The organism is Schaedlerella sp., from assembly GCF_056796775.1.
Genome location: NZ_JBQIKP010000003.1, coordinates 114,725 through 140,189 on the forward strand (window position 1 = coordinate 114,725; position 25,465 = coordinate 140,189).

The following is a 25,465-nucleotide window of genomic DNA, read 5'->3' on the forward strand; positions in this document are numbered from 1 at the left end:
TGCGTAATTAACGGTGTTCTGCACCTGCTATTTCTATCAGTACTGCGTTGGAAGTCTTATGGACAGGAGAAAACGGAAAATTTAAAGCTGGGGGAGATGAAGTGTTCAGGATATATTGATATCAGCGCAAAGCATTTTCCGAAGATGCAAATGACAGTAAACGGAAACTATATAAATTACTTTATAATTTCGGAAAAGGGATTCGAAAATTTAGGGATGGAAGAAAAATATTTCGCGTTATCTATAAACGCAGATAAACAAAAAGAACCGGTTATGAAGCAAAAGATAAAGTCATTTGTTCAGGAATACAATAAAGATACAGAAGAATGGAATCAAATTACGCTGTATTGTAATTCGGATCTTTTGGCTGCCGCGAAAAAATATATAACGGCAACAAATCTGGTTTTAGGCACACTTGGCGCTATCCTGTTGTTTATCGGTATCATGAATTATATAAACACGATTTTTACGGATATACAGGTTCGCAAGCATGAACTGGTCATTATGGAAAGCATCGGTATGACCGGAAAGCAATTAAGAAAATTGCTGATGATTGAAGGAATTGGGTATTGGGGGATTGTTTTAGCCTTAGAAGCAACAGCCGGATACATGGTTCTATGGATGATGGGAAAAAGAATAAAAGAACAATTACCCTATTTTAAATTTTCCTATCCATGGGGCTGCTTTTTCCTCCTTGCCGTTATCCTTTTTATAACGTGCGCGGCAATATCTGAATATATGTATCGAAAATCTGTCAGTGGAAGTATTTCTGAGAGATTAAAATTAGAATAACAGAGGGCAGGATCACAACGATTTCTCAATACTTGAAAAGGAACCATTCTCCGTAGTATAATGAAATCACAACAAGAAAGATCAGGAGCCGCTGCCCAGCGCATAAGGAAACATGCCGCTTTGCGGCTGCGGCTGGCGCGCTGCTCACGGCAGATTTCATCGGCCGTAAGGAGTTGTAGAAAAATAAGTGATATAGATTGCGCAGGATATTTCAGTTATTTTTCTACAACTCCTAAGTATAACGGAAACGGAGGATACGGTATGTCAGATTTAAGAATAAAGGAATATCTCGCCCAGGCCGGGATCCGCAGGGTCCATGAGCTGGACACCGCTCTGCTGGAAGCCTTCGGGCAGGAGGAGGGCCAAAAGCATATTAAAAAGCTGACGGAATTGTATGACCGTTCAGAAGAACGGCTGTTCTATGGAAGTAAGGACACAGCCTATCTCCGCCGCCAGGAGGAGCTTGTGGATTATCTGAACCAGAGCCTGCAGATGAGCCTTTTGGCAGCTTCTTTTTATGACCGTGTGTTTTTCCGGAGGGCGATGGAAGCGCTGCTCCGATATGAGCGGTTTTTTGCGGGGGACATTCTGGATATGGGCTGTGGAAATGGGATCCTGACCTGTTTTTTGGCGCGCGTCCATCCTGACGCTTCTGTGACCGGCCTGGATCTGTCGCAAATGGCTGCTTCCGCGGCGGAGGAGCTCGCCGGGAGACTGCGGACGGATAATGTACGTTTTGCCTGTCCTCAGGCGCTGAAGCAAAAGAAGTATGACACCGTGTTTTCCTGCAGGACGGTACATGAGAATGCCAGGTGGAGGCCGCTGATTGAAGAGATGAAAGCGGCGCTGCTGTCAATGGAAGAGCCGTCAAAACGGTATGAAGGGTATGTGAGGGAGCTTTCGGCGCTGGTAAAACCCCAGGGGTATCTTGTCAGCATAGAGCGCTGTGAAGAGGACGATGCATGCGCCGGTCTGGTCCGCGCTCTGGCAGGCGTGGGACTTTGCCAGGTAAAGGGCACCTGCATGCAGTTTTCCTGTAAAAATGGAGACGAAATGGCTGCGTTTCAGGCAATGGTCTTTCAGAAGGCAGATGGATGACTATAAATGAAGGTGCATTTCAGCAAGACTGGGCTCCGCAACGGGAACGGATGAAAAATCCTTAAGTGAATATTGAGAAAAGCTATTTTTTAGAAGTTGTAGAAAAATAACTGGGACATCCGAAGAAATATCCTGCGTAATCCGCATCAGTTATTTTCTACTACTTCTTACAGCCTGTATCGTCCAGGCAAAACTTCTGCCCGGCGGTTCCTAAATCAGCTCAATCGTCACCCCATCCGGCAGGCTGATCCAGTTCTCCTTAATCCGGCGGCAGCCGAATTCCTCCGCGCGGGCGATCACCGTTTCCTTCTCCTTTGCGGAAATCGCCAGATGGTCATATAATGTCCCTGCGGCGGGCTTCTTTGCGGCTTCATTGAGCTGAACTCCTTCATGGAACCAGATCTTCCGCTCCGGAGCGTCTCCGGCCGTCTTTTGGATGGTCATTTCAAAAACCTTTGTAAAAAAATCCAGATACCAATCTAGTCGGTCTACAGACAGTGCGATGTGATGCAGCGTATACTTCATAAAAATCTCTCCTTTTCTAAGTACTTTCCCTCTCCACAAGCGAAGACTGATAAACCAGGTGCCGGGGGCCGGACTTATGCTCTTCGGGGGAATCGATCTCTTCGATCGTCATAAGCGCAGCCTTCACTCCGATCTCGTGGGCGGGCATTTCCATGGAGGTCATGGCGGTTTCCAGCATTCCTCCTATGATGTGTCCGGTCAGGCTGATGACACGGATCTGCTCCAGGCGCCGTCCTTGTTCCTTGAGCGCGCGGAGCGCTCCGATCCCCTGCACATCGGCGGCGGCCATGATGGCGTCCAGCTTCGGATTGGTTCCCAGCAGCTCCAGGGTGCAGTCATAGCCGTATTCCAGACTGTGTACACTTGCGGGCTGAGGGGAGACAGCCGAGGTTTCAGAAAGGCCGAGCTCAGCCAGCGCTTTGCGGTATCCTTCATAACGGTCCCGATAGGGGGTGATCTGCATGGAGCCGTTGATCAGCCCGATCTCCCGGCAGCCCTTGGACGCCAGATACTTCACCGCTTCATAACCGCATGCCTTGTAGTCCACGACGATGCTGCTGATCAGAGGGTCCTGCTTCCGGACGATCTGGGTGCAGGCCAGGCCGCTGGAATGGATGTCGCGCACCAGGCGGGTATTGCGCCCGGTTCCGGCGATGATCAGCCCGTCGATAAAACCATTTCTCAGCCGGTTCAGGCATTCCTTTTCCACCTTCGGGTTGTCCTCCGTGTGGCAGATCAGCGTTGCGTAGCCATGCTTCCGGGCTTCCTCCTCGATCCCCTGGGTGATCTCCGCAAAAACGGTCATGATCAGGCGCGGTATCACAACACCGATGGTATTGCGTTTCCCCTGGCGCAGGCCTTTGGCGAGAAGATTGGGCTGATAGCTCAGCTCTTTCACGGCGGCAAAAATGCGGGCCTTGGTGTCAGGATGTACATAAGATGTGTTGTTCAAAGCCCTAGATACGGTGCTGACATCGACACAGGCCAGCTTTGCTACGTCCTTTAAAGTAGCCATTTGACACCTCCATATTGTGAGCACTCCCGGGAACTCTTTGCATCCGGATCTGTGAGAATGCTCATTTTATCAGCTGTAAATAATCGCGTCAATTATATAATGAAAAACCAGCGGGACGCAAGGATTAATCTGGTGAAAAGTGCACAAAAAACAAAGCTTAAAACAGTGGAAAATACACAAAATATGCAATTTTTTGTAGGATTCATGCAACAATTTGCAGGCATGGGCAAAAGCATTGACGGTCAAAAAGGAACATGATATAAATGACCCATAAGATATACAGACGTTTGGATGTCGTAAAGAAAAACAGATGCGCAGATGTTTTTTTGAAACTGGTAACCTGGAAAAAAACAAAAATGATCAATGTGAAGAAAAGGAGAACTATCATGGCTAAAGTAAAAAATTTCAAGACAATTTTCCCGGCAGTATCCGTACCGTTAAATGATGATTATTCTATCAATGAAGAAGAATTTCGTACATACCTCCGCTGGATCAAGAGCTTTTATGGAAAAGGGATTGAGGGACTTGTGTGCAACGGGCATACAGGTGAGATCACAGGCTTGAGCCGTGAGGAACGCAAACGTGTCGTTGAGATCTGCTCCGAGGTGTGCGGCGACTGCATGACCATCATTTCCGGAATCAACTGTGAAAATACAATTGAAAGCATCGAGATGGCAAAGGAAGCAAAGGAAGCCGGCGCTGACGGGATTCTTCTGATGCCGCCCCACATGTGGCTTCGTTTCGGTATGCACAAGGATGCTCCCTATGAATATGTAAAGGATGTAGCGGAGGGCGCTGACATTGACATCATCATCCACCTGTATCCGGCGACAAGCAAGGCGTTTTACCCGGTAGAGACATTGATCAAAATGTGCAAAGAGATCGACCATGTAAAATGTATCAAAATGGGTACCCGTGTGACTTCCATTTACGAGCACGACGTACGCCTGCTCCGTCAGGAATGTCCGGACATCTCCCTGATCACCTGCCACGATGAGACGCTCTGTGTAAGCTGGTTCCCGGGAATGGACGGCGCGCTGATCGGTTTTGCAGGATGTGTTCCGGAGCTGATCTGCCCGGCACGGGAAGTATTTGCAAATCCGGACAAGCACACTCTGAAAGAGGCGCAGGACTGGTCCGACCGTATTTATCACATTTCACAGGCAATCTACGGAGGCGGACAGCCGTCAGGCGAAGCTCACGCAAGGCTGAAGGAAGCGCTGGTACAGAGAGGAATCTTCAAGTCCAGCCTGATGAGAAAGCCGGTTCTTCCGCTGAACCAGGAGGAAAAGGACTGGATCGCAATGGGCTTAAAGAACAGCGAGCTTCCCAAGGTTGACATGACGCAGTTTGAGAAATAAGATAAGAGCTTGAATTATGCCGGTGTATTGACTATGATTCGGTCGGTACACCGGTTTTAAGGAGAAAAAACAATGTCTAATGAAAATCACATTGCGGGAAACGACGGATTCGATCCTTCCAAGGTTCAGAAGCTGTCATTCACCGAGATCCTGAAGCGGATCGGCCCGGGGATCATCCTGACAGGCGTCGTGATCGGCCCGGGAAATATTACCACATCGGCGATGATCGGCGCGAATTATGGTTACGGCCTGCTTTGGCTGATCATACCGATCCTGCTGATGGGAGTTACATTTATGCTGACTTCCTATCGTATATCTATGCTGACGGGAATGCCGATCCTGCATGCCATCCGCCACTATTACGGCGGAGCTGCGGCCGGGTTCTGCGGAATTGCGCTGTTCCTGTCATGCCTGTTTTTTACCCTGGGAAATGTATCCGGAACCGGAGCGGGCATGAACCTGATCTTCGGCATCAACTGGAAGCTGGGTGCCCTGATCATGCTTGCGGTTCTCCTGGGGCTTTATTTTTCAAAGGGCGTCTACTCAAAGGTGGAAAAAGGCATCATGATCTGTATCGTCGGCATGATCCTGGCATTTTATGCGACGCTTGTAGCGACAGGAGGCCCGGCCTGGGGCGAAATGGGCAAGGGGCTTGTCAAGTGGAGTCTGCCTGAGGGCAGCATGACGACTGCGCTTGCCTATATCAGCACCAACGCGGCGGTTACGGCCGGAATCTACGGAACCTATCTTGGCGCAGAGAAAAAATGGAAAAAAGAGGATTTGTTTAATGGGGCAATGAAATGGGACGCAGTGGCGCATATTGTGACTGTGATCCTGATCTCCGGCGCGATCATGCTGGTCGGAGCAATCGTTCTCAATCCCCAGGGAATTGCGATCCAGGCGCCGGCACAGCTTGCCGAGCTGCTGGTTCCGTTTCTCGGAGGGGCGGCAAAGTATGTGATGGGGATTGCGCTTCTGGGCGCCGGATTTTCGTCACTGCTTGGAAATACCCAGCGGGGAATGGTGCTTTTGAGCGCAGGATTTGATAAGGACGTGGCACTGGAGTCCAAGATCATCCGCTGGGGATGTGTGGCCAGCCTGGCGTTCGCGTGTGTGATCTGTTTTATCTATGACGGATCGCCTACACAGCTGATCTTTATCGCCAATATCGCAACATCCATTGCAACACCGGCAGCGGGTCTGCTTTCCCGCAGCTTGCTGCGGGGAAGTCTATTGGGCTGGATACTGTTACTGAAGCGCCCAAAGGGTGTGAACAGTAACAATGGCTGACAGTTAGGAGCTGTTTTTTCGATACTCCGAAGGTGAGAATCCCTTCTGCTTATGGAAGATCCTGCTGAAATACAGCGGATTTTCATATCCTACGATACGCCCGATCTCCGTCACCGTATAGGTGGTGGACTCCAGCAGAACCTGCGCGTTTGTGATGCGGATGGATAGGATATACTGCATGGGCGTGACTCCGGTGTATCCTTTAAAATTCCGGATGAACCAGCTTATGCTCATCCCCCGGGATCTGGCATATTCCTGGATGCTGATGGCGGAATTGTAGTGGTCGTTGAAATATTGGGCCGCCAGGTCCATCTCGTATTCCAGATATTCATTTTTCAGGACGCGCTGCTTTGACACCTGCCTGTGGATCAGGATCAGGAGGTGGCGGAGCAGGAGCGTCAGCATTTCTTCATAGTCGGCCCGGCAGTGCTGGAGCTCAGAGATCATCCGTTTGAAGATCCGTTCATATTCCAGGGATGTCCCGGCATAGAATACCCGCATGTCATCCCGGATGCCGTAGCTTCTCAGGATGTTGGTCACGTTGCTTCCGGTGAAATGAACCCAATACACCTGAGTTCGGTCAGCCGCATAATATTCATATTTCTGAAATTCTTTCGGTCGGTAGATCACCATGTTCCCGGCAGTCACAACGGTTTCATTTTCTGCATGGTCAAAATGGAAATGCACGGCTCCGGCAAAGACATAGAGGAGCTGAAAATCCAGCCGTCCCCGGGGGCGGTAGGTGGGCAGCCTGGGATGGGTGGAAAGGCGGTAAGTCCCGCAGCTTCCGACGATCAGCGGCCGGCTCTTGTCTTTAAAATCCAGATGCGTATTGTTTAAATATCCCGAGTTCAGATACATGTGCGGCCTCCTGTTTTATGAATTACATCCATTGTATCATTTTGTGTATGTTTTGTCTAATTGAGTTTATGGATTTTGAAATGGAAAATTCATATAATAAATCCAGAAAATAAAGAGAAAAAGGAAATCTGCCTCGTTCGGGGCAGCAGGAGAGAGAACAAAAAAGTGTATGTTTAAACGCAATTCAGAACAGGAGGCTGCAAACATGATCGTACCAAGGTATTATGAAGACCTCAGCATTTTGCATGAGGGGACTATGCCGGCCAGGGCATATTACATCCCGGCATCGAAGCGGATGGATCATCTGGCGGAACACAGGGAGGAATCCGACCGCATCCAGTTCCTGAACGGGAACTGGAAGTTCAGATTCTTTCAGAGCATCTATGACGTACAGGAGCCGTTTTACGAGCCGGGCTATGATACGTCTGATTTTGGGGAGATCAGCGTCCCCGGCGTGTGGCAGATGGCCGGGTATGACTCCCACCAGTACACCAATATCCGTTATCCGTTTCCCTTTGACCCGCCCTTTGTTCCCCAGGATAACCCGTGCGGCGCATATGTGCATACGTTTGACTATGTAAAGAACGGGCAGGCGCCGAAGGCGTATCTCAATTTTGAAGGGGTGGATTCCTGTTTTTACCTGTGGCTGAACGGCACATGGATCGGGTACAGCCAGGTGTCCCATGCGACCAGTGAATTTGATGTCACATCTGCCCTGAAAGAAGGGGAAAACACCATTGCGGTGCTGGTCTTGAAATGGTGTGACGGCAGCTATCTGGAGGATCAGGACAAATTCCGTATGAGCGGGATTTTCCGGGACGTGTATCTGCTGAAACGTCCGGAACACTGCATCGGTGATTACCGGGTGGAAACGGCTGTGGATGGGGAAAAAGAATCTGGCCCGCGGCTTCGCGGAAACAGGGCGGAGATCCGCTTACATATTTCTTATATCGGAAAACCGGCGGCTGCGAAGGTGACGATCTATGATCCCCAAAATCGGATTGCGGCGTCCGGTGAAGCCGAATCCGGCCGCATTTCTCTGGAAGTTTCAGAACCGGAGCTGTGGAGTGCGGAACACCCGGTTTTATATACGCTTGTCATTGAGACGGGACAGGAAGTGATCACGGATCATGTGGGGTTTCGAACCATCCGGATTCAGGATCAGGTCATATACCTGAACGGGCAGAAGGTCAAATTCCATGGTGTGAACCGCCATGATTCCGATCCGAAGACTGGCTTTGCCATCAGTCCGGAACAGGTGATGAAAGACCTTACGATGATGAAGCGGCACAACTTCAATGCCATTCGCTCCAGCCATTATCCAAACGCGCCTTATTTTTATGAGTTGTGCGATCTGTATGGCTTCATGGTTATGAATGAAGCAGACGTGGAAGCCCACGGCCCCAATATGATCTATTACAAAGAGGATACGGATTACAACCGCTTCAAGGGGTGGAACCGGAGGATTGCGGACGATCCGGCCTGGGAGGATTCCATTCTGGACCGGGTGCGGCTTATGGTTCAGCGGGACAAGAACCGCCCCAGTATCCTGATGTGGTCCATGGGAAATGAGAGCGCCTACGGATGTAATTTTGAAAAGGCCCTCCGGTGGACGAAGAAATTTGACCCGGACAGGATCACCCAGTATGAAAGTGCGAGATACCGAAACTATGATGTGACTTATGACTACTCAAATCTTGACTTGTACAGCAGAATGTATCCCGCCTTCGAGGAAATCGAGGAGTACTTTGAAAAAGACGGGAGCAAACCGTTTTTGCTGGTGGAATATGCCCATTCCATGGGAAACGGCCCCGGAGACCTGGAGGATTATTTCCAGGTCATCCACAGCAATGACCGGATGTGCGGCGGTTTCGTGTGGGAGTGGTGCGACCATGCGGTGTATGCCGGAGACGGAGACGGGGACGGCGAAAGATATCTCTACGGCGGGGATCACGGAGAGAAGATCCACGACGGAAATTTCTGCATGGACGGGCTGGTGTATCCGAACCGCACTCCTCACACCGGGCTGCTGGAATATAAAAACATACACCGTCCGGCGAGGGTGGTTTCCTATGATGCCCGGACCGGGGAATTGAAGCTGCACAACTACCTGGATTTCACGGATTTGAAGGATTATGCGGACATCCGTTATGAGGTGGCCTGCGACGGCGTTTGTGTGGAATCGGGCAGCATTCCCGCATGTTCCGTGCCGCCTCACGGCGAGGCGTCGGTTGTGCTGGATGTATCCGTCCCCGAGGCGGGGAGGGCGTATCTGAAAATCCTCTACCTGCTCCGCGGCGGATCGCCCCTGGTTCCGGCAGGCCATCTGCTGGGATTTGATGAAATCCTTCTGGAAAACGCGGACGGAAGAAACCAGGACGCGCTCAGGCGTCCGCTCAGCGGGGAAACCTCCGGCTGCGGTCTGGAGGTGGCGGAGACGGACTGCAGAGTCATCATCCGGGGGGAGGGATTTGTCTATACCTATAATAAGAGGAACGGTCTCTTTGAGAGTATCATTTACAGGGGAACGGAATATCTGGACAGGCCGATGGAGCTCAATATCTGGAGGGCGCCCACAGACAACGACATGTATATCAAGGAGGAGTGGAAAAAAGCGCATTACCACGAAGCGTTTGCCAGAGCCTATGCCACGGCTGCCGGACAGTCCGAGAACGAGGTCGTAATCCTGACCGCCATGTCCGTTTCAGCGCCCACTGTCCAGCGTATTCTGGATATCAAGGGGTTCTGGACCGTGGACAAAAACGGCGGTATTCACGGGTCGATGGACGCAGTAAAAAATGGAGAATTTCCGGTGCTGCCCAGATTTGGTCTGCGGCTCTTCTTGCCGGAGCGGATGGACACCGTTTCATATTATGGATACGGCCCCATGGAAAGCTACCGCGATAAGCACCGTGCAGCCAGCCACGGCCGATATACTGCAAATGTGGCAGAGCTGCATGAGGACTACATCCGTCCCCAGGAAAACGGGAGCCATTTTGACTGCGATTATGTGGAGGTCAGCGGAAACCAGGCCGGGTTTGCTGCGATTTCGGCCCCGGACTGCAGATTTTCCTTCAACGCGTCCGTCTATACGCAGGAAGAATTGGAAAAAAAGGCCCACAATTTTGAGCTGGAAAGGTCGGGCAGTACCGTATTGTGTCTGGATTATGCGTTAAACGGGATCGGCTCCAATAGCTGCGGCCCGGAGGTCATGGAAAAATACCGGTTTGATGAGACAAGGTTCCGGTTCCAGTTCAGCCTGGTGCCGTATGTGAAGGAACCGTAAACAAGTTGAAACAGCAGGGAAGGGGCGGACACGTTACTGGTCACACGGTGTCGTGCACTCGCTGCGCGGCATCCGGCCAATTCAGTGATGGGGCTGGATGCCGTTACTGTGAGCACCCGGCCAGGGTTTGAACAGTAACGGGGCGGCACCCGATTACAAAAAAGGAGAGTACACATGCAGGAAAAAACATATTTGAAATGGTACAATAAGATTGGTTATGGTTCCGGAGATATTGCAGGCAATGTGGTCTATGCGTTTTTGTCCTCATTTGTTATGATTTATCTGACCAATACGATCGGCCTGTCGGCGGGGATCGTAGGAACTTTGATCGCGGCTTCCAAATTATTTGACGGATTTACGGATATTTTCTTCGGCTCCATGATTGACAAGACCCACAGCAGGCTGGGGAAGGCACGGCCCTGGATGCTGTACGGCTACATCGGCTGTGCCGTTACTCTGGCGGCGATCTTTGCGGTTCCCACGGGCTGGGGGGACACAGCGCAGTATGCCTGGTTTTTCATTGCCTATACCCTGTTAAACGGCGTATTTTACACGGCAAATAACATCGCCTATTCCGCGCTGACGTCACTGGTGACGAAAAACAGCAAGGAGCGGGTTCAGATGGGTTCCTATAGATTCATTTTCGCGTTTGCTACCAGTCTGCTGATCCAGTCCGTCACCATCGGCTTTGTAGCGAAATGCGGCGGCGGCGCGGCGGCCTGGCGGACAGTTGCCATTGTCTATGCGGTGCTCGGCCTGATCGTCAATACGGTGTCGGTATTTTCTGTGAAAGAGCTTCCCGAGGAGGAACTCAACGAGTGGGAGGAGAAACAGAGCGAGGAAGAGAAGTACGGGCTGGGAGAGGCGTTCCGGCTCCTGGTTTCCAACAAATACTATCTGATGATCTGCGGCGTCTATATCCTGCAGCAGTTATACGCGGCGATGATCAATTCCGGAATCTATTATATGACCTATGTGCTGAAAAATGAAAACCTCTACGGTGTGTTTTCCTGGGCGGCCAATATCCCGCTGATCATCGCGCTGATTTTCACACCCGCGCTTGTGGGCAGGTGGAAAGGGATGTACAAGCTGAACCTGAGGGGCTATATGATCGCAGTCGCAGGCCGGGCGCTTGTAGTCGCGGCCGGGTATATCGGGAGCGTCCCGCTGATGCTGGCATTTACCGCGCTGGCTGCGCTGGGACAGGGGCCCTGGCAGGGGGACATGAACGCGGTGATCGCATCCTGCTCAGAGTATACCTTTTTAACGAAAGGAAAAAGAGTGGACGGAACCATGTACTCCTGCACCTCCCTCGGCGTAAAGCTGGGCGGCGGCCTGGGAACGGCGGCAGCAGGCTGGCTGCTGGAGCTCAGCAGATTTGACGGCACCCTGGCGGTACAGCCGGAATCCTGCATCAATATGCTGCATATCATGTACCTGTGGATTCCGCTGATCATCAATGTGGTGATCATGCTGGTGCTATCCTGGATGAACGTGGAAGGAGCCAACGAAAAGCTTCGAGAAGAAAAAGAGACTTTTTAAAATCCACCGGAGACTGCTGCGAAACAGGCAGAAAAAGAAACGGGGTATGTCCTGCGGCGGGCATACCCCATTCTATTTTTAACCGGCAACCATCTGATAGATCTCGTCGGTTGTTTTATCCGGGTTTTTGGAAATGATGTCATAGAGGGAAAGGATCTCATCCGTATCTGCCTCCAGCTCATCCGCGATGACAGAGAGGGGTTTGTTTTTGGCGCATTTTTTCTGGATTAGAGAAATGCGTTCGGTTAGTTTTGTTTTTACCGTATTTTCTTCGGTTGCCTCTTTCACAGCTTTTTCGGTCGCCTTCTCCACTTCTTCCTTAAGCTTACGGTCAAATTTTTCCTGTACGATTTCCATGAAAATATCGCTCATACCATTTACCTCCCTGAATATTTTCCACCTGTACGGTTGCAATCCGAAGTCACGTTTTTATGCAATTTATTGCAATGAAAATGTGACTTTGGATTAGCAACCGTACAGGTGGAAAATTTTCTGATTTGCACGCATGATCGTTTCTATGACCGACCGATGCAGGCGGCTGTCCTTATGATCCATATAGTTTTCAACCAGTTTTTCGGCTGTTTCAGTTGCTTTCAGCTTATTTGTCAGGCTTTTCAGCCAGAGATTTTCTTCCCCGGATAAGTTTTTTGTGACCAGGATCTGGATGGGGATGAGATCTCCGTTCACATAGTAGATTCCTTTTTCCACCTCCGTGACCTGATACTTTTTGATTTTCGTCAAATGTTTTATCATCTTCCGGGGATATTTTCCCGATACGAAGGTGATGCTCAGTTCTTCGGCAGGAATGCTGTCTGCATACTGCACATCTGCTTTATAAAAGCAAGTGTATCCGTAGACTTTGTAAAAATCATCTACACTTAGAGAATCATCCGGACTTTTGTATTCAATGATGTTGTATTTTTTGAATATCCTCCCGATGTTCTTCTTTACGGGCCTGTCCGTCTCTTTTTTGATGATCAGCACATCAATCTCCATCGGTTTTTTGCCCAATTGATGCTCATTTTCAAACACCAGGTTGTCTGCGTCGTCTTCCAGTTCAATTTGAATGCCGGCATAAAATGCAGGATGCCAGTAAGTGGCATCAGTTTCTTTTTTCTTCTGCGTCATAGAAAACCTCCTTATTCAGTTTTTTTCAGGAGATTTTCTGCTCCCTTTTCAGAAAACCTCCTGCTTATCTGGATAAAAGCACGAATTTTCTGAAAGGACAGGGGATGAAATCCCTTGTATTGATATGTCTGAGATATAACGGAATCCGAGATTCCGAAATAATGGAACTTTTAGAAAATATGCTTTTTCCTATTCTAGCATACTTGTCCGGAGAAACACAAGATAAAAATAGATTATTGCTGAACACGCGGCGTACACCGTGTTACAGGTCACACCTTGACCAGGCGTGCCCTGTAACTCAGGCCGTCATTTTAAATTGCCTACGGCAATGGACGGCCTGAATACCAGCTCTTATGTGCATCCTCCCAACCAATCAGCGTGGTGATTGGTCGGGGTGTGACATGTAACTACACCGTTACTGTTTACACCCTGACCGGGCGTTCACAGCAACGGCATCCAGCCCATTGAAAAGTCGCCTGACGGCGGTCCTAAGCGCCAGCGACGCTTGTTTAGGACGGATCGGAACGGAGTGTAGACGGGCTGGATGTATGCAACCGCTATTTTCCGGCCGGATGCCTTGCAGCATGGCGCAAGGCACCGTGAACAGTAAGTGCGGCTACCTGCTGCACGGTCACAGGCCAGTACAGTGCTGAGAGCGGAATCCGGCCTCCTGCCATAAGAAATCTAATAGGCGGATTCTTTGAGGGACATCCTCCATAGGAGGCATGTCCGCTCGATCAGTCAAAGACCCCGCGGCAAGCTGCGGGGCCTCTGACCCTTGCGGCAGTTGCCAAATATCCATGCAAGCATGGCTGCTTGGCTCGCTGCATCAAGGAAATAAAAGCTATTTCAACTATGCAAATGGCATTTCCCAGCTGCCGCACAGGCAGAAGGAGCCGCCGCACAGCCTCCCAGGGCGGTTTCACGGTATTCAGGGGGAAGCCGTCTGCCGGCGCTGTACATGGCGCCCAGCATTTCGTCAAAAGGAATCAACTGTCTGACTCCGCTCAATGCCAGTTCTGCCGCGGTCAGCGCATTGGCTGCGCCGATGGCATTCCGGTTCTGGCAGGGGTATTCCACCAGGCCGCCTACCGGATCACAGACCAGCCCCAGGAGATTCATCAGCGCGGTGGATGCGCTTTCCAGACACTGCCGTGGGCTGCCGCCCATGAGTTCTACCGCTGCGGAAGCAGCCATGGCAGAGGCCACGCCCACCTCGGCCTGGCAGCCTCCTACCGCTCCGGCGACGGTAGCATTTCTCATGGCCAGATAGCCGATGGCGCTGGCATTGTACAGCGGGGGAAGGAGCTCTTCGTCAGAGAAACCGTGCGCATCCTTTAATGACAGCAGGACGCCGGGCACCACACCTGAGGAGCCTGCGGTGGGCGCGGCCACGATCAGCCCCATGGAGCTGTTCACTTCCAGCACTGCCATGGCGTAGGCAATGGCCCCGGACACCAGGCTGCCGCAGAGGGAATTTCCCTCCTTCCGCCGGCGGTTCACCAGCCTGGCTTCACCGCCGATCAGCCTGCCCATAGAAGGACGGGGATTCTCAAGAGGCTCGTTGACTGCCTGCTTCATGATCTCAAGTACCCGGTTCATCCGACTGGTAAGTTCCTGGTCTGTAACCTCCGTCAAAAGGCGTTCGCGGTTTTTCATGGCCTCAGACACAGGAATCCGGTTCGTTTCGCAAATCGAAAGCAGCTCTGCCGCATTTTTAAAATCCATCATTTTATCCCTCCCTTATCTGAATCAGCATGACATGCTCTACATCCTGCTCCAGCAGGATTTTTTCCTTTGTGTGCTCCGGAAGCTTTCCGTCAAATTCCACAATACTGTATGCCTTGTCCCCCTTTGACTCACGGAACAGCCTCATAAAAGCAATGTTGATTTCCGCCTGGCTTAAACAGCTTGTGATATGGGCCGCCATACCGATCCGATCCTTGTGGACTACGATCAGGGTATTGCACTCGCCGGAAAAATCAACGTCAATCTCATTGATCCGCGCGATCCGGATTTTTCCGCCTCCTACGGACTCGCCCCGCATGGAAACAGTCTTTCCGGTAATGCCTGTCAGATCAATGTCTACCGTATTGGGATGAACTTCGGTCTCTGTTTCATTGCAGGAAAAGCGCCAGGTGAGATTTTGCTCCTTTGCCAGCTCATAAGCGCGGGGGATCCGGACATCATCGGTAGAACATCCCATCACGCCTGCCAGCAGCGCGCGATCCGTGCCGTGCCCCTTGTAAGTTCTGGCAAAAGAGCCATACAGGACAAATTCTGCCCGGGCGGCAGGCTCTCCCAGCATTTTCCTGGCCATAAGGGCGATGGAGCAGGCGCCTGCCGTATGAGAACTGGAAGGCCCTACCATGTTGGGCCCTAATACGTCAAAAATACTGATAAATTCCATCAAGTTTTCCTCTTTTCATAAAGTATTTCCATTGGTAACAATTCACGGTGAATGGTAATTTTTATTGTACCCACAAAACAGAAATAAATCAAATTCAAAGATTTTAGTTATAGGGAAGGACAGGTAGAAATTTTTTTGTTCGGAGTATCAAATAAATGATGTGCTGGCGATTGATCTGTTGGACACACCAGAGCATATTTTTGAGCGTCTTGTTTTCAGCAATGAGGAAGATGAAGTATATGAGGATAACGAATACAAAAATGCTCATAAAAACTACTATTTGTCAGAAAAACAGGAGGATATCCTGTTTTATGAACGCCCCTATTCCAGAGTGACGAATAAGTTCTTTGTGAATAATGCTGCGCCAGAGCGCTTGGCTGAAGAGTTTCATCTGGATGTCTTACGATGATTTTTTATTCATGACAATAGAATCCTTGCGTATTTTGTGATCAATCGGAGATCCGGGGCGCTGTACACTCTGTACTATTTCTGAACTTTCCCGGTAACGATCTGATAGATTTCTTCTGCCGTTTTTTCGGGATTTTTAGAAATGACCTCATAGAGAGAACGTATTTCCTCTGTATCCGTCTCCAGATCATCGGCGATGCGGGAAAGCGATTTGTTTCTGGCGCATTTTTTCTGGATCAGGGAAATTCGCTCGGTTAGCTTTTCTTTTACAGCTTTTTCCGTAGCTTTTTCCGTAGCTTTTTCCATAGCTTTTTCCATAGCTTTTTCTGTAGCTTCCTCTATAGCTTTTTCTGTAGCTTCCTCTACAGCTTTGTCTAATTCCTCCTTCAGCTTTCGATCAAACTTCTCCTGTACAATTTTCATAATAATATCGCTCATACCGTTTACCTCCTCAAATAATTTTTGATTCGCATGCATGATGGTCTCTATTATCGACCGATGCAGGCGGCTCTCTTTATGATCCATATAGTTTTCGATCAGCTTCTCGGCTGTATCAGTTTCATTCAGCTTATTAGTAAGACTTTTCAGCCAGAGATTTTCCTCTGCGGATAACTTTCTGGTGATCAGGATCTGGATGGGAATCAGATCCCCATATACATAATAAATTCCCTTTTCTTCTTCTTCGACCCGATATTTTTTGATTTTTTTCAAATGCTCGATCATCTTTCGGGGATATTTTTCCGCTACGAAGGTAATAGTCAATTCGTCTGCGTGAATGCTGTTTACATACCGGGCATCTGCTTTGTAAAAGCACGTATATCCATAGACTTTGTAAAAATCATCCACACTGAGAGAATCATCCGGACTTTTGTATTCGATGATATTATACTTTTTAAAAATCCTTCCGATATTTTTCTTCACGGGCCTGTCCGTCTCTTTTTTGATGATCAGCACATCAATCTCCATCGGTTTTTTGCCCAATTGATGCTCATTTTCAAACACCAGGTTGTCTGCGTCGTCTTCCAGTTCAATTTGAATGCCGGCATAAAATGCAGGATGCCAGTAAGTGGCATCAGTTTCTTTTTTCTTCTGCGTCATAGAAAACCTCCTTATTCAGTTTTTTTCAGGAGATTTTCTGCTCCCTTTTCAGAAAACCTCCTGCTTATCTGGATAAAAGCACGAATTTTCTGAAAGGACAGGGGATGAAATCCCTTGTATTGATATGTCTGAGATATAACGGAATCCGAGATTCCGAAATAATGGAACTTTTAGAAAATATGCTTTCTCCTATTCTAGCATACTTGTCCGGAGAAACACAAGATAAAAATAGATTATTGCAGGGCAATTTTGGGGACAACTTTGAAATAAGCTAAAGCGAAAAGGAAACAAGAAGCGGTTTTGAAATAGCAATCAAAGCCGCCGTTTCGTGGAACAGAACAAAAGGGATTTGACGCGCGCATCCGATCACAAGAGGTCAGAATTGATATAGCAAAAACAACCCGGATGAGATATGATATTCCAAAATCACACATTTTTCAGCAATGCTGGGAATACCAACAAAACCCGATTCGATTATAGAAGGAAGGGACACTATGGAACACAGAGAAATTGTGACCTGCCATTTTTCAACGATCAGATCACAGAGCATGCATTTCCATCAGGCGGTAGAGATCGTCTATCTTCTGGACGGCATATTAGAGCTGCGGTATGAATCGGAGCAACATGTACTGCGTCCAAACGAATTTCTGCTGATCAATTCCAATGTGCGGCACGAATACCAGGGAAAAGGAGATGTACTGCTGGCAAGCCTCCGGATAGATTACAGGCAGTTAACCGACCTGTTCCATGGAGAACAGTTATACTTTCTGTGTGATTCGGCGAAAGCAGAAGAGGCTTCGGCCGGATATGCAAAATTGCGGCGCTGCGTCTGGCAGATCTTTCAGTATGAGCAGAGCAGGGAAGGGCAGGCAAATGCTTACCGGAACAGCCTTTATTATCAGATGATCTACATCCTGAGTTCAGAATTTCTTGTAAAAAAAGAACTGCAGGGACATGACTTCCGGCGCGGAAACCAAAGTGAAAGAATGAAGGAGATCTTTGACTTTCTCACAATGAATTACAGAGAGCAGATCTCGCTTCAAAAGCTGGCGGATCAGTTGTTCCTTTCCCCGACCTATCTTTCCAGATATATTAAGAAAAACCTGAATATGAGTTTTCTGAAGCTGCTTCAGAATATCCGTCTGGAGTATGCGGTGGAAGAACTGGTCTGCTCGGATAAGACCGTGCTGAAAATCGCGATGGACAATGGATTTTCCGGGATCACAGGCTTTAACCGAAGCTTTCAGGAAAGCTACGGCATGTCGCCGACAGAGTACCGGCAAAAGCAGCAGGAGAGCAGCCGTAAGGCACCGTCAATGGAATTGACAGAGGAAATGCAGAAAAAAATTGATGATTTTTTGCTTGCAAACGGCGCGGTCGAAGCGGAGACTTCAGATCAGGATGTATCCATACTGGAAGCAGACTGCAGAGAAAGGGAGACGCTGGCAAAAAACTGGAATCAGGTACTTAATATCGGAAAAGCTCAGGATCTGCTCCGTTATGACGTATGCGGTCAGGTCAGATTTCTCCAGAAAAGCCTGCGGTTCCAATATGGAAGGGTCTGGAACGTGCTGTCCGATGAGATGATGATCCGGCTCGGGGATTACCGGACGGAATATAACTTCAGCCTTCTCGATAAGGAGATTGACTTTTTGATCGAGACAGGACTGACTCCCTTCCTGGAGCTTGGGTTTCGGAATATAGGCATCATGGCGAATTACCACACGATCCTGACAGAGGTGGATTATGGAGAAAAGTTCTGCAGCCTAGAGTCAAATAAAGGATTTCTGACAGAGCTGATGATACATTGGCTGAAACGCTACGGGCCGGAGCAGGTGCGGCACTGGAAAATCGGCATCGAAAATAATTCCGGAAGAGAGAATTACGGCAGTATGGATAAATATCTGGAAACCTTTGATGCCGTCGCGTCGATTTTCAAAAGCTACGTTCCGGAGCTTAAGATCGGCAGCACCGGACTGTGCCTGAATTTTCATGGAGACGAGTTTCGAACGCTTTTGGAAATCTGGAGAAAGCGCGGTGCCCAGCCCGATTTTATCGGATTAAACAGCTTTCCATATCTGTGGCGGGAAAATCCGTTCGCGGCCGGCAAAAACCCATACACCACGGACGCCGACTTTTTGTATCATCTGTTACGGCAGACACGGGAGCTGATCCGGGAAAAGGGGATAAGGACTTCGGAGATTTATGTTTTGGACTGGAGCTTTACCCTGTCTAACCGCAATGTATTCAACGACAGCTGCTTTAACGGCGCGTATATTATGAAGAACCTGATACAAAACCGGGAGCAGGCAAAGATCCTGTCATATTGGGAAATGATGGATCTGATGTATGACTATACGGATACGGAAAAGGGACTTTTCGGCGGAGGCGGGATACTCACCAAGGGCGGAATCTGCAAACCGGCATATTACGCCTTCGATTTTATGAACAGGCTCAAAAAGGACGTATTGGCATGGAACGACAACGCGGTCATATCAGGGGATGGGGAAGCTTCATTTTTTATATGCTGCCACAATTATAAGCACTTCAATTTTCGATACTATTTGGAAGAAGAAAATGAGATTGAAGCAGAACACCAGTACCGTTTTTTTGAAAATACGGAAAAGAAGGCATTTCTATTTCGAATACACAATGTACATCCCGGCGAGTACCGTGTCAAAATCTATACGGTAAATCAGGAGCATGGCAATATTCAGAACAAATGGATGGAAACAGGGTTTGAGAATGAACCTGCTTCCGCGGAAATGGATTATCTGCGGGCGGTCACGCGGCCCGGGATAAAAGTGTCACATATCCAGGCGGAAAATGGGACGCTGGTGATTGAGACATGTCTGAATGCCCAGGAGATACAGGGGATCGAGGTTATGGAAAGATGGTAGGAAGTCTGCCGCGGTCCGGAACAGATTGACATGAAAAAGACAAGAATTTGGTCAAAGTTTTTGCTCTGTTTAAATCAGAGAAGATGAACAAGGATAAAAAAAGGGATGATAACAGAGTCCTTTCTGATGAGAAATAAAAAGCAGTCCTGCTAAAATAAAAATACATTCGATACAACATCAGGAAGGAGAAAACATGGAAACAAAGGCGATTACACAAGAAAAAACGAACAAGACACTTGGCCTGTTCTACAGCTTCGGGGAGGTGGGGTCACAGCTGAGCTGGTATATGATCAATTCCTATCTGACCCTGTTTTATACGGATATCGTAGGACTCTCGGCCGCGGCGATTTCTTTTATCATGCTGGTGGCAAGGATCTGGGACGCGGCAAACGATCCGATGATGGGCCTTCTGGCAGACCGTACACAGACACGGTGGGGGAAGTTCCGTCCTTACCTTATGATCGGCCCGCCGTTTCTGGCCGTGTTCAATATCCTGACCTTTACCGTATTTCCGGTGGAAGGTGCCGCAAAGGTTGCGATCTGCCTGAGCTGCTATATCGCGACGGGGATGGCCTATACGGTGGTAAACCTGAGCTATTCGGGGCTGCTGAACCGGATCGCAAGAGACTCCCGGGTGCGTACAAATTATGCGGCGGCAAAAAGTGTGGCAAGCGCCGTGATCAGTATGCTGCTCTCCGCATTTGCGATGCCGGTGATCTTATATTCAGCGCAGTAATCGGGTATTCCAACTCTACGGCCGGCGTAGGGATCGGAATGGTATGTGACTGTATTGAATACGGCGACTGGAAATACGGCATCCGGGACGAGGCGCTTCCTTTTGCGGTCACAAGCTTTTCCGTAAAGCTCGCAACGGCGATTACAGGCTCCGTGGGTGTTCTGCTGCTGGCGGCAGCAGGCTATGTGGCAGGCGCAGAGCAGTCCGAAGCCGTAAAAATGGGGATCAATGCGGTAGTAAATCTGATACCCGCGGCCTGCTTTGTGGTCTCTACGATTCCGTTGTTTTTCTATAAGCTGGATGACAAAATGATGAGGCAGATCGCATCTGATCTGGATGAGAGAAAAATGGCAGCCAAGTAGAATAAGCCTGGAAAAGAAGGTACATAAAAATGCCGGAAAAGATGGAGGTTTGACAGAATGGCAGAGAAGAAATGGCAGAAAGAAATCAAAGACGGCTATATCCTGGTCAGAAATGAGGGCGGGAAGGACATCGCATATTCTCCGGAGTCGGGGGTGAAGCTTCTGGAGGAGGACGGATACCTGTTTAAAAATCTCAGTGGAAGCGGCAGGCTGGAAAAGTATGAGGACTGGAGGCTGTCTGCGGAGGATCTGGCATCCAGGCTCAGTATGGAACAGATCGCCGGGCTGATGCTCTACAGCAGCCATCAGACCGTCACGTCTCCGGGAAAGGGGGATACCTTTAACCAGCGTTTTGCCGGGACTTATGATGGAAAGCCTTTTGATATGGAACACGGAGATATTACGCAGCTCACGGATCAGCAGAAGGAATTCCTGGAAACGGACCAGGTCCGGCACATTTTACTGACCACCGTGGAATCGGCAGAGGCGGCTGCGAAATGGAATAATCATATCCAGGAGTTCTGCGAAGGGAAGGGACTGGGGATTCCAGCCAGCATCAGCTCGGATCCCAGGCACGGCGCGGCTTCCAACGGGGAATTTTTTGTGGGCGCCAGAGGGATGATCTCCCAATGGCCTTCCCAGCTTGGCCTGGCGGCAACCTTTTGTCCGGAGACGGTAAAACGGTTTGGCGAGATCCTTGCGGATGAATATAGAGGGCTGGGGATCGTGACCGCGCTTTCTCCGCAGATTGATCTGGCAAGTGAGCCAAGATGGAACCGGTATAACGGGACGTTTGGAGAAGGGACAAAGCTTACAGTGGATCTGGCCAGGGCCTATGTGGACGGCTGCCAGACAACGGAGGAAAGCCCCGACGGCTGGGGAAGCAGAAGCGTCAATGCCATGGTGAAGCACTGGCCCGGCGGCGGAACCGGGGAGGGCGGCCGGGATGCTCATTTTTCTTACGGAAAATACGCGGTCTATCCGGGGGAGAATTTTGAAGAGCATTTAAAACCATTTACGGAAGGGGCGTTCCGTCTGGATGGAAAGACGGGGCAGGCGTCCTCGGTTATGCCCTACTATACCATTTCCTATGGGATTGATAAAAAATACGGGGAAAATGTGGGGAACAGCTACAGCAAATATATTGTCCAGGAGCTTTTGCGGGATACCTGCGGATATGACGGCGTTGTCTGTACGGATTGGGGGATCACGGATACCTGTTCGTCGGATGAGATGATATCCGGGATGAACTGGGGAACCGCACATCTGAGTGTGGAGGAGAGGCATTACAAGGCACTGATGGCGGGCGTGGACCAGTTCGGCGGAAATACAAAAAAGGCGCCGGTGCTTGCGGCATACCGTATGGGCTGCGCCTCGTCGGGGGAAGAGGTGATGCAGGAACGGATGCGCCGGTCGGCAAAACGGATCCTGAAAAATATTTTCCGGCCCGGGCTGTTTGAGAATCCCTATGTGGATACGGAGGAAAGCAGGCATGTGGTTGGAAACGCGGCTTTTATGGAAGCCGGATTTCAGGCGCAGAAGGACTCGGTGGTGCTTTTGAAAAATAAAGGGCAGGTTCTGCCGATGAAACCGGGGACGAAGGTATATATCCCGGAATGCCCGGAAACCTGGCTGTACGGAATGCCCGCGCTGTTTGCGGAAGATCTGCGCGTCCCGGGCCATCCGTGGCTGGAGAAGGCACTGGCCGGCCAGTATTTTACACCGGTCGACAGCCCGGAGGAGGCCGATGCCGCAATCGTATTTATGGAAAGCCCCAAGCCCATGCTGCCGGGATATTCCCGCGAGAAGGGCTATGTGCCGCTTACGCTGCAGTACCGTCCCTATACATCGCAGAAGGGGCGGAAGAAAAGCATTGCGGGAGGGGACCCGTTCTGCTATGCGCATCAGGAAGAGGAATTCCGTTCCCGGGGAAACACTTCCGGAGTATCCAGCGGATACCAGGCTTCGGACAGAGCTTATCTGGGCAAAACGAATACCTGTGCCAATGAAAAGCATCTGGATGTCTTTTTACAGACAAAAGAGGCGATGGGAGAGAAGCCTGTCATTGCGGTCGTGGATACGTCGGGGCCGATGGTCGTAAGCGAATTTGAGCCTCTTGCGGATGCTGTTTTGATGGGATTTGAGATCCAGAAGCAGGCGTATCTTGAGGTGATCACAGGAAGGCATACCCCTTCCGGGCTTCTTCCGTTTCAAATCCCCGCGGATATGGATACGGTAGAAGAGCAGCAAGAAGATGTTCCGCGGGATGTCAGATGCTATGAGGATACATGCGGTCATAAGTATGACTTTGCGTATGGGATGGATTTTTCACAGGTAATCGAAGACGAAAGAGTAAGGAGATATCGATAAGTCTAAAATCCAGAAAACAGGCAGCAGGAACCGAAAAAGCTTAGATTCCTGCCGCCTGTAAAATTTTATTTTATCCCCTAAAATTTTCGAAGTATGTTATAATAATATTTACTTGAAATGAGAGGACTGAATGATCATGAAGGTAAATATTCGTAAGATCAGTGAGGAAACCGGATTTTCCATGTCTACGGTCTCCAACGCGCTGAACCGCAAAAAGGGAGTGAACAGGGAAACTGCCGAAAAGATATGGAAGGCCGCCGAGGAGCTGGGCTACCACGCGGAGGAGGAGATCACGAAGATCCGGTTTGTCATATTCCGGAGGGACGGGCAGATCATTGACGAGAGTTCCTTTCATCCGGCAGTGATCGAAGGGGTGGAGCGTCAGGCGAAGCTTATGGGCTATGAGACCATTTTCTGCTATGTAGACATCAATGACCCGGATTATCAGGAGCGGCTTCACGACATTTTGACGGATATGCAGAGCGCGGTGGTGCTCCTGGGAACCGAGATGCTGGAAGAGGATTACGGGCCCTACGCCGCCGCCAAGAACCGGATCATCCTTTTGGACGGGCGGAGCGACAGATACGCCTTTGACAGCGTGCTCATCAATGATACGGACGCCGCCGCGGGGGCTGTGGAATATCTGGTGGAAAAGGGGCATACAAAGATCGGATATCTGCGGGGGGAATCCCGGATCCAGGCGTTCCGGTCCCGGGAAATGGGCTATTATCAGGTGATGAATCAGCGCGGATTTTCTGTAAAGCCGGAATATATCGCGACGGTAGGGACCAGGATCGAGACTGCCTACCGGAGCATGAAGGAATATCTGGAAAAGGCAAAAGAGGTACCGACGGCATTTTTCGCGGATAACGACGTGATCGCGATCGGATGCATGCAGGCGATGAAGGAATGCGGGTACGGCGTCCCCGGAGATATCTCGGTGATCGGCTTTGACGATGTGGCCTACGGGCTGGTCTCGGACCCGCCCTTATCCACGGTGCATGTATATAAGCAGGAGCTGGGGGCCCGGGCGGTACGTGAGCTTCTGTCAGCGGAAGGGAAGGACAGCAAGGCGAAGGTGAAGATCCAGGTCTGCGCGGAATTTGTAGAGCGGGGGAGTGTCAGAGAGGTGATACCGGGCGCTGGATAAATCTGCAGGATCTGGAAACGCGCTACCTGAGTGTCAATTTTGAGTAAAAAAGGTCAATCCGCCTTGTGCAGATCGGCCTTTTCTACGTGTTTGCTCTTACTTCTTCGAGAGCCTGATACCCCGCTGCTTGCAATGTTTATAAAAATTATTATAAAAACTATTGAAAATTTTATATAAAAGTTTATAATGCATAATATAAAATATGGAAAAGGAGATACAAGATCATGGGAAAGATCGGAGTAGTAGGAAGTATCAACATGGATATGACTGTAAAAGCGGAGCGGATCCCGCTGAAGGGTGAGACGCTCAAAGGCTGGGATCTGCAGTACATCCCGGGGGGAAAAGGCGCCAACCAGGCAGTGGCCATGGCAATGCTGGGGGCAGAGGTGGAGATGTTCGGATGCGTGGGAGACGACGCGGCCGGGGAAAGCCTGGTAAAGAACCTGCGGGACACAGGCGTAGAAACCGGGCACATCAAGGTGGTTCCGGGGGTGCCTACCGGTCTGGCGATGATCACGGTCGGGGAGAATGACAACACGATCATTGTAGTCGCGGGTACAAACGACCATGTAGACATTGATTATGTGAACGAAGTGAAGGATTCCATTCTGGAGTGTGAGATCGTCCTGCTTCAGCACGAGATCCCCCAGGAGACCGTGGAGTATGTCATTGCCCTCTGTGCGGACAGCGGCGTAAAGGTAGTCCTGAATCCAGGACCGGCAAGACCGGTGAAGCAGGAGACCCTGGAGAAGGTCACCTACCTGACCCCCAACGAACATGAGGCCGTGATCCTGTTCGGCAGGGACATTTCCTTTGAGGAAATGATGAAGAAATATCCAGAAAAGCTGGTGATCACCCAGGGCTCCCGGGGGGTCAGCACCTGCCTGAAAAGCGGGGAGGTCATTCTTGTACCTGCGAGAAAATCAAACGTGGTCGATACCACCGGGGCCGGGGACACCCTGAACGGCGCGTTTACTGTTGCGGTCACAGAAGGGAAGGGCATCGCGGATGCACTGGCATTTGCCAACACCGCGGCCGGGCTGTCCACAGAAAAATTCGGGGCGCAGGGCGGAATGCCGACTCTCGAAGAAGTCAGGTCTGCAATGCCGCGGTGGTGACAAAAGGCCTTGCTG

Annotated in this window: 22 protein-coding genes; 14 read left to right on the forward strand and 8 right to left on the reverse strand. The window is 50.0% G+C overall.

The window, feature by feature from the left end; all coding sequences use genetic code 11:
* Positions 1-96 precede the first annotated feature (96 nt).
* Positions 97-792 carry an FtsX-like permease family protein gene (locus ACTOY7_RS02915; protein ID WP_482670690.1) on the forward strand — a complete coding sequence of 232 codons (696 nt, stop codon included), beginning with the start codon at positions 97-99 and terminating at the stop codon, positions 790-792.
* A 261-nt stretch (positions 793-1,053) separates the two neighbouring features.
* Positions 1,054-1,890, forward strand: coding sequence for a methyltransferase (locus ACTOY7_RS02920; RefSeq protein WP_482670691.1), 837 nt, complete (start codon positions 1,054-1,056; stop codon positions 1,888-1,890).
* Positions 1,891-2,100: 210 nt separating this feature from the next.
* Here the strand turns inward: ACTOY7_RS02920 and ACTOY7_RS02925 are convergent, their stop codons facing one another.
* Both ACTOY7_RS02925 and ACTOY7_RS02930 read right to left on the reverse strand, forming a co-directional pair.
* Entirely contained in the window at positions 2,101-2,415 is a 315-nt protein-coding gene (locus ACTOY7_RS02925; protein ID WP_482670692.1) for a VOC family protein, read from the reverse strand.
* A 16-nt stretch (positions 2,416-2,431) separates the two neighbouring features.
* Positions 2,432-3,430: a LacI family DNA-binding transcriptional regulator gene (locus ACTOY7_RS02930; RefSeq protein WP_285825011.1), complete on the reverse strand. Its 999-nt coding sequence runs from the start codon at positions 3,428-3,430 to the stop codon at positions 2,432-2,434.
* A 57-nt stretch (positions 3,431-3,487) separates the two neighbouring features.
* Here ACTOY7_RS02930 and ACTOY7_RS02935 point away from each other — a divergent pair, with 57 nt between their 5' ends.
* The 3 genes from ACTOY7_RS02935 (at position 3,488) to ACTOY7_RS02945 (ending at position 6,081) form a co-directional block, all read left to right on the forward strand.
* Entirely contained in the window at positions 3,488-3,688 is a 201-nt protein-coding gene (locus ACTOY7_RS02935; RefSeq protein ID WP_394683418.1) for a hypothetical protein, read from the forward strand.
* A gap of 128 nt (positions 3,689-3,816) precedes the next feature.
* Entirely contained in the window at positions 3,817-4,791 is a 975-nt protein-coding gene (locus ACTOY7_RS02940) for a dihydrodipicolinate synthase family protein (protein ID WP_482670693.1), read from the forward strand.
* A gap of 72 nt (positions 4,792-4,863) precedes the next feature.
* A complete protein-coding gene (locus ACTOY7_RS02945) occupies positions 4,864-6,081 on the forward strand; it encodes an Nramp family divalent metal transporter (RefSeq protein ID WP_482670694.1) in 1,218 nt (405 codons plus the stop codon).
* A 3-nt stretch (positions 6,082-6,084) separates the two neighbouring features.
* On the opposite strand, the gene ACTOY7_RS02950 is transcribed toward ACTOY7_RS02945, so the two are convergent.
* Entirely contained in the window at positions 6,085-6,942 is an 858-nt protein-coding gene (locus tag ACTOY7_RS02950; protein WP_482670695.1) for a helix-turn-helix domain-containing protein, read from the reverse strand.
* A gap of 205 nt (positions 6,943-7,147) precedes the next feature.
* Here ACTOY7_RS02950 and ACTOY7_RS02955 point away from each other — a divergent pair, with 205 nt between their 5' ends.
* A complete protein-coding gene (locus ACTOY7_RS02955) occupies positions 7,148-10,228 on the forward strand; it encodes a glycoside hydrolase family 2 TIM barrel-domain containing protein (protein WP_482670696.1) in 3,081 nt (1,026 codons plus the stop codon).
* 174 nt (positions 10,229-10,402) lie between these two features.
* Entirely contained in the window at positions 10,403-11,770 is a 1,368-nt protein-coding gene (locus ACTOY7_RS02960) for an MFS transporter (RefSeq protein ID WP_482670697.1), read from the forward strand.
* 78 nt (positions 11,771-11,848) lie between these two features.
* Here ACTOY7_RS02960 and ACTOY7_RS02965 read toward each other — a convergent pair whose 3' ends face one another.
* The 4 genes from ACTOY7_RS02965 to sdaAB all read right to left on the reverse strand — a co-directional run bounded on the left by ACTOY7_RS02965 (position 11,849) and on the right by sdaAB (position 15,308).
* Positions 11,849-12,142 carry a hypothetical protein gene (locus tag ACTOY7_RS02965; protein WP_394683422.1) on the reverse strand — a complete coding sequence of 98 codons (294 nt, stop codon included), beginning with the start codon at positions 12,140-12,142 and terminating at the stop codon, positions 11,849-11,851.
* A 93-nt stretch (positions 12,143-12,235) separates the two neighbouring features.
* The gene (locus ACTOY7_RS02970; RefSeq protein ID WP_482670698.1) at positions 12,236-12,898 is read right to left on the reverse strand and encodes a 3-isopropylmalate dehydrogenase; all 663 of its coding nucleotides are present in this window, start codon (positions 12,896-12,898) and stop codon (positions 12,236-12,238) included.
* An 849-nt stretch (positions 12,899-13,747) separates the two neighbouring features.
* Complete coding sequence (gene sdaAA / locus ACTOY7_RS02975) at positions 13,748-14,626, reverse strand: L-serine ammonia-lyase, iron-sulfur-dependent, subunit alpha (protein WP_300884933.1); 879 nt, start codon at positions 14,624-14,626, stop codon at positions 13,748-13,750.
* A gap of 4 nt (positions 14,627-14,630) precedes the next feature.
* Complete coding sequence (sdaAB, locus tag ACTOY7_RS02980) at positions 14,631-15,308, reverse strand: L-serine ammonia-lyase, iron-sulfur-dependent subunit beta (RefSeq protein ID WP_160281879.1); 678 nt, start codon at positions 15,306-15,308, stop codon at positions 14,631-14,633.
* Between the two features lie 160 nt (positions 15,309-15,468).
* Here sdaAB and ACTOY7_RS02985 point away from each other — a divergent pair, with 160 nt between their 5' ends.
* Positions 15,469-15,717: a hypothetical protein gene (locus ACTOY7_RS02985; protein ID WP_160281878.1), complete on the forward strand. Its 249-nt coding sequence runs from the start codon at positions 15,469-15,471 to the stop codon at positions 15,715-15,717.
* A gap of 74 nt (positions 15,718-15,791) precedes the next feature.
* On the opposite strand, the gene ACTOY7_RS02990 is transcribed toward ACTOY7_RS02985, so the two are convergent.
* On the reverse strand, positions 15,792-16,814 hold the full coding sequence (locus ACTOY7_RS02990) for a hypothetical protein (RefSeq protein WP_482672024.1): 1,023 nt from the start codon (positions 16,812-16,814) through the stop codon (positions 15,792-15,794).
* Between the two features lie 494 nt (positions 16,815-17,308).
* On the opposite strand from ACTOY7_RS02990, the gene ACTOY7_RS02995 reads away from it, so the two are divergent.
* The 6 genes from ACTOY7_RS02995 to rbsK all read left to right on the forward strand — a co-directional run bounded on the left by ACTOY7_RS02995 (position 17,309) and on the right by rbsK (position 25,450).
* Positions 17,309-19,714 (forward strand): GH39 family glycosyl hydrolase, encoded by a 2,406-nt coding sequence (locus ACTOY7_RS02995; RefSeq protein ID WP_482670902.1) that lies wholly within the window; start codon positions 17,309-17,311, stop codon positions 19,712-19,714.
* A gap of 193 nt (positions 19,715-19,907) precedes the next feature.
* Positions 19,908-20,450, forward strand: a complete 543-nt coding sequence (locus tag ACTOY7_RS03000; RefSeq protein ID WP_330690637.1) for an MFS transporter — start codon at positions 19,908-19,910, stop codon at positions 20,448-20,450.
* Positions 20,451-20,488: 38 nt separating this feature from the next.
* Positions 20,489-20,812 carry an MFS transporter gene (locus ACTOY7_RS03005; protein WP_482670903.1) on the forward strand — a complete coding sequence of 108 codons (324 nt, stop codon included), beginning with the start codon at positions 20,489-20,491 and terminating at the stop codon, positions 20,810-20,812.
* Between the two features lie 57 nt (positions 20,813-20,869).
* Complete coding sequence (locus ACTOY7_RS03010) at positions 20,870-23,182, forward strand: glycoside hydrolase family 3 protein (RefSeq protein ID WP_482670904.1); 2,313 nt, start codon at positions 20,870-20,872, stop codon at positions 23,180-23,182.
* Positions 23,183-23,312: 130 nt separating this feature from the next.
* Positions 23,313-24,332, forward strand: a complete 1,020-nt coding sequence (locus ACTOY7_RS03015; RefSeq protein ID WP_482670905.1) for a LacI family DNA-binding transcriptional regulator — start codon at positions 23,313-23,315, stop codon at positions 24,330-24,332.
* A gap of 224 nt (positions 24,333-24,556) precedes the next feature.
* Positions 24,557-25,450 (forward strand): ribokinase, encoded by an 894-nt coding sequence (gene rbsK, locus ACTOY7_RS03020; protein WP_160281874.1) that lies wholly within the window; start codon positions 24,557-24,559, stop codon positions 25,448-25,450.
* The last annotated feature ends 15 nt before the right edge of the window (positions 25,451-25,465 follow it).

Coding starts and splice junctions, on each gene's coding strand:
- ACTOY7_RS02920 (WP_482670691.1), top strand. CDS start 1,054: ATGTCAGATTTAAGAATAAAGGAATATCTCGCCCAGGCCGGGATCCGC.
- ACTOY7_RS02950 (WP_482670695.1), bottom strand. CDS start 6,942: ATGTATCTGAACTCGGGATATTTAAACAATACGCATCTGGATTTTAAA.
- ACTOY7_RS02965 (WP_394683422.1), bottom strand. CDS start 12,142: ATGAGCGATATTTTCATGGAAATCGTACAGGAAAAATTTGACCGTAAG.
- ACTOY7_RS02945 (WP_482670694.1), top strand. CDS start 4,864: ATGTCTAATGAAAATCACATTGCGGGAAACGACGGATTCGATCCTTCC.
- ACTOY7_RS02960 (WP_482670697.1), top strand. CDS start 10,403: ATGCAGGAAAAAACATATTTGAAATGGTACAATAAGATTGGTTATGGT.
- ACTOY7_RS03000 (WP_330690637.1), top strand. CDS start 19,908: ATGGAAACAAAGGCGATTACACAAGAAAAAACGAACAAGACACTTGGC.
- ACTOY7_RS03005 (WP_482670903.1), top strand. CDS start 20,489: ATGGTATGTGACTGTATTGAATACGGCGACTGGAAATACGGCATCCGG.
- ACTOY7_RS02935 (WP_394683418.1), top strand. CDS start 3,488: ATGCTCATTTTATCAGCTGTAAATAATCGCGTCAATTATATAATGAAA.
- ACTOY7_RS02970 (WP_482670698.1), bottom strand. CDS start 12,898: ATGACGCAGAAGAAAAAAGAAACTGATGCCACTTACTGGCATCCTGCA.
- ACTOY7_RS03015 (WP_482670905.1), top strand. CDS start 23,313: ATGATCATGAAGGTAAATATTCGTAAGATCAGTGAGGAAACCGGATTT.
- ACTOY7_RS02995 (WP_482670902.1), top strand. CDS start 17,309: ATGGAACACAGAGAAATTGTGACCTGCCATTTTTCAACGATCAGATCA.
- rbsK (WP_160281874.1), top strand. CDS start 24,557: ATGGGAAAGATCGGAGTAGTAGGAAGTATCAACATGGATATGACTGTA.
- ACTOY7_RS02930 (WP_285825011.1), bottom strand. CDS start 3,430: ATGGCTACTTTAAAGGACGTAGCAAAGCTGGCCTGTGTCGATGTCAGC.
- ACTOY7_RS02925 (WP_482670692.1), bottom strand. CDS start 2,415: ATGAAGTATACGCTGCATCACATCGCACTGTCTGTAGACCGACTAGAT.
- ACTOY7_RS02940 (WP_482670693.1), top strand. CDS start 3,817: ATGGCTAAAGTAAAAAATTTCAAGACAATTTTCCCGGCAGTATCCGTA.
- ACTOY7_RS02955 (WP_482670696.1), top strand. CDS start 7,148: ATGATCGTACCAAGGTATTATGAAGACCTCAGCATTTTGCATGAGGGG.
- ACTOY7_RS03010 (WP_482670904.1), top strand. CDS start 20,870: ATGGCAGAGAAGAAATGGCAGAAAGAAATCAAAGACGGCTATATCCTG.
- ACTOY7_RS02915 (WP_482670690.1), top strand. CDS start 97: ATGAAGTGTTCAGGATATATTGATATCAGCGCAAAGCATTTTCCGAAG.
- sdaAB (WP_160281879.1), bottom strand. CDS start 15,308: ATGGAATTTATCAGTATTTTTGACGTATTAGGGCCCAACATGGTAGGG.
- ACTOY7_RS02990 (WP_482672024.1), bottom strand. CDS start 16,814: ATGACGCAGAAGAAAAAAGAAACTGATGCCACTTACTGGCATCCTGCA.
- sdaAA (WP_300884933.1), bottom strand. CDS start 14,626: ATGGATTTTAAAAATGCGGCAGAGCTGCTTTCGATTTGCGAAACGAAC.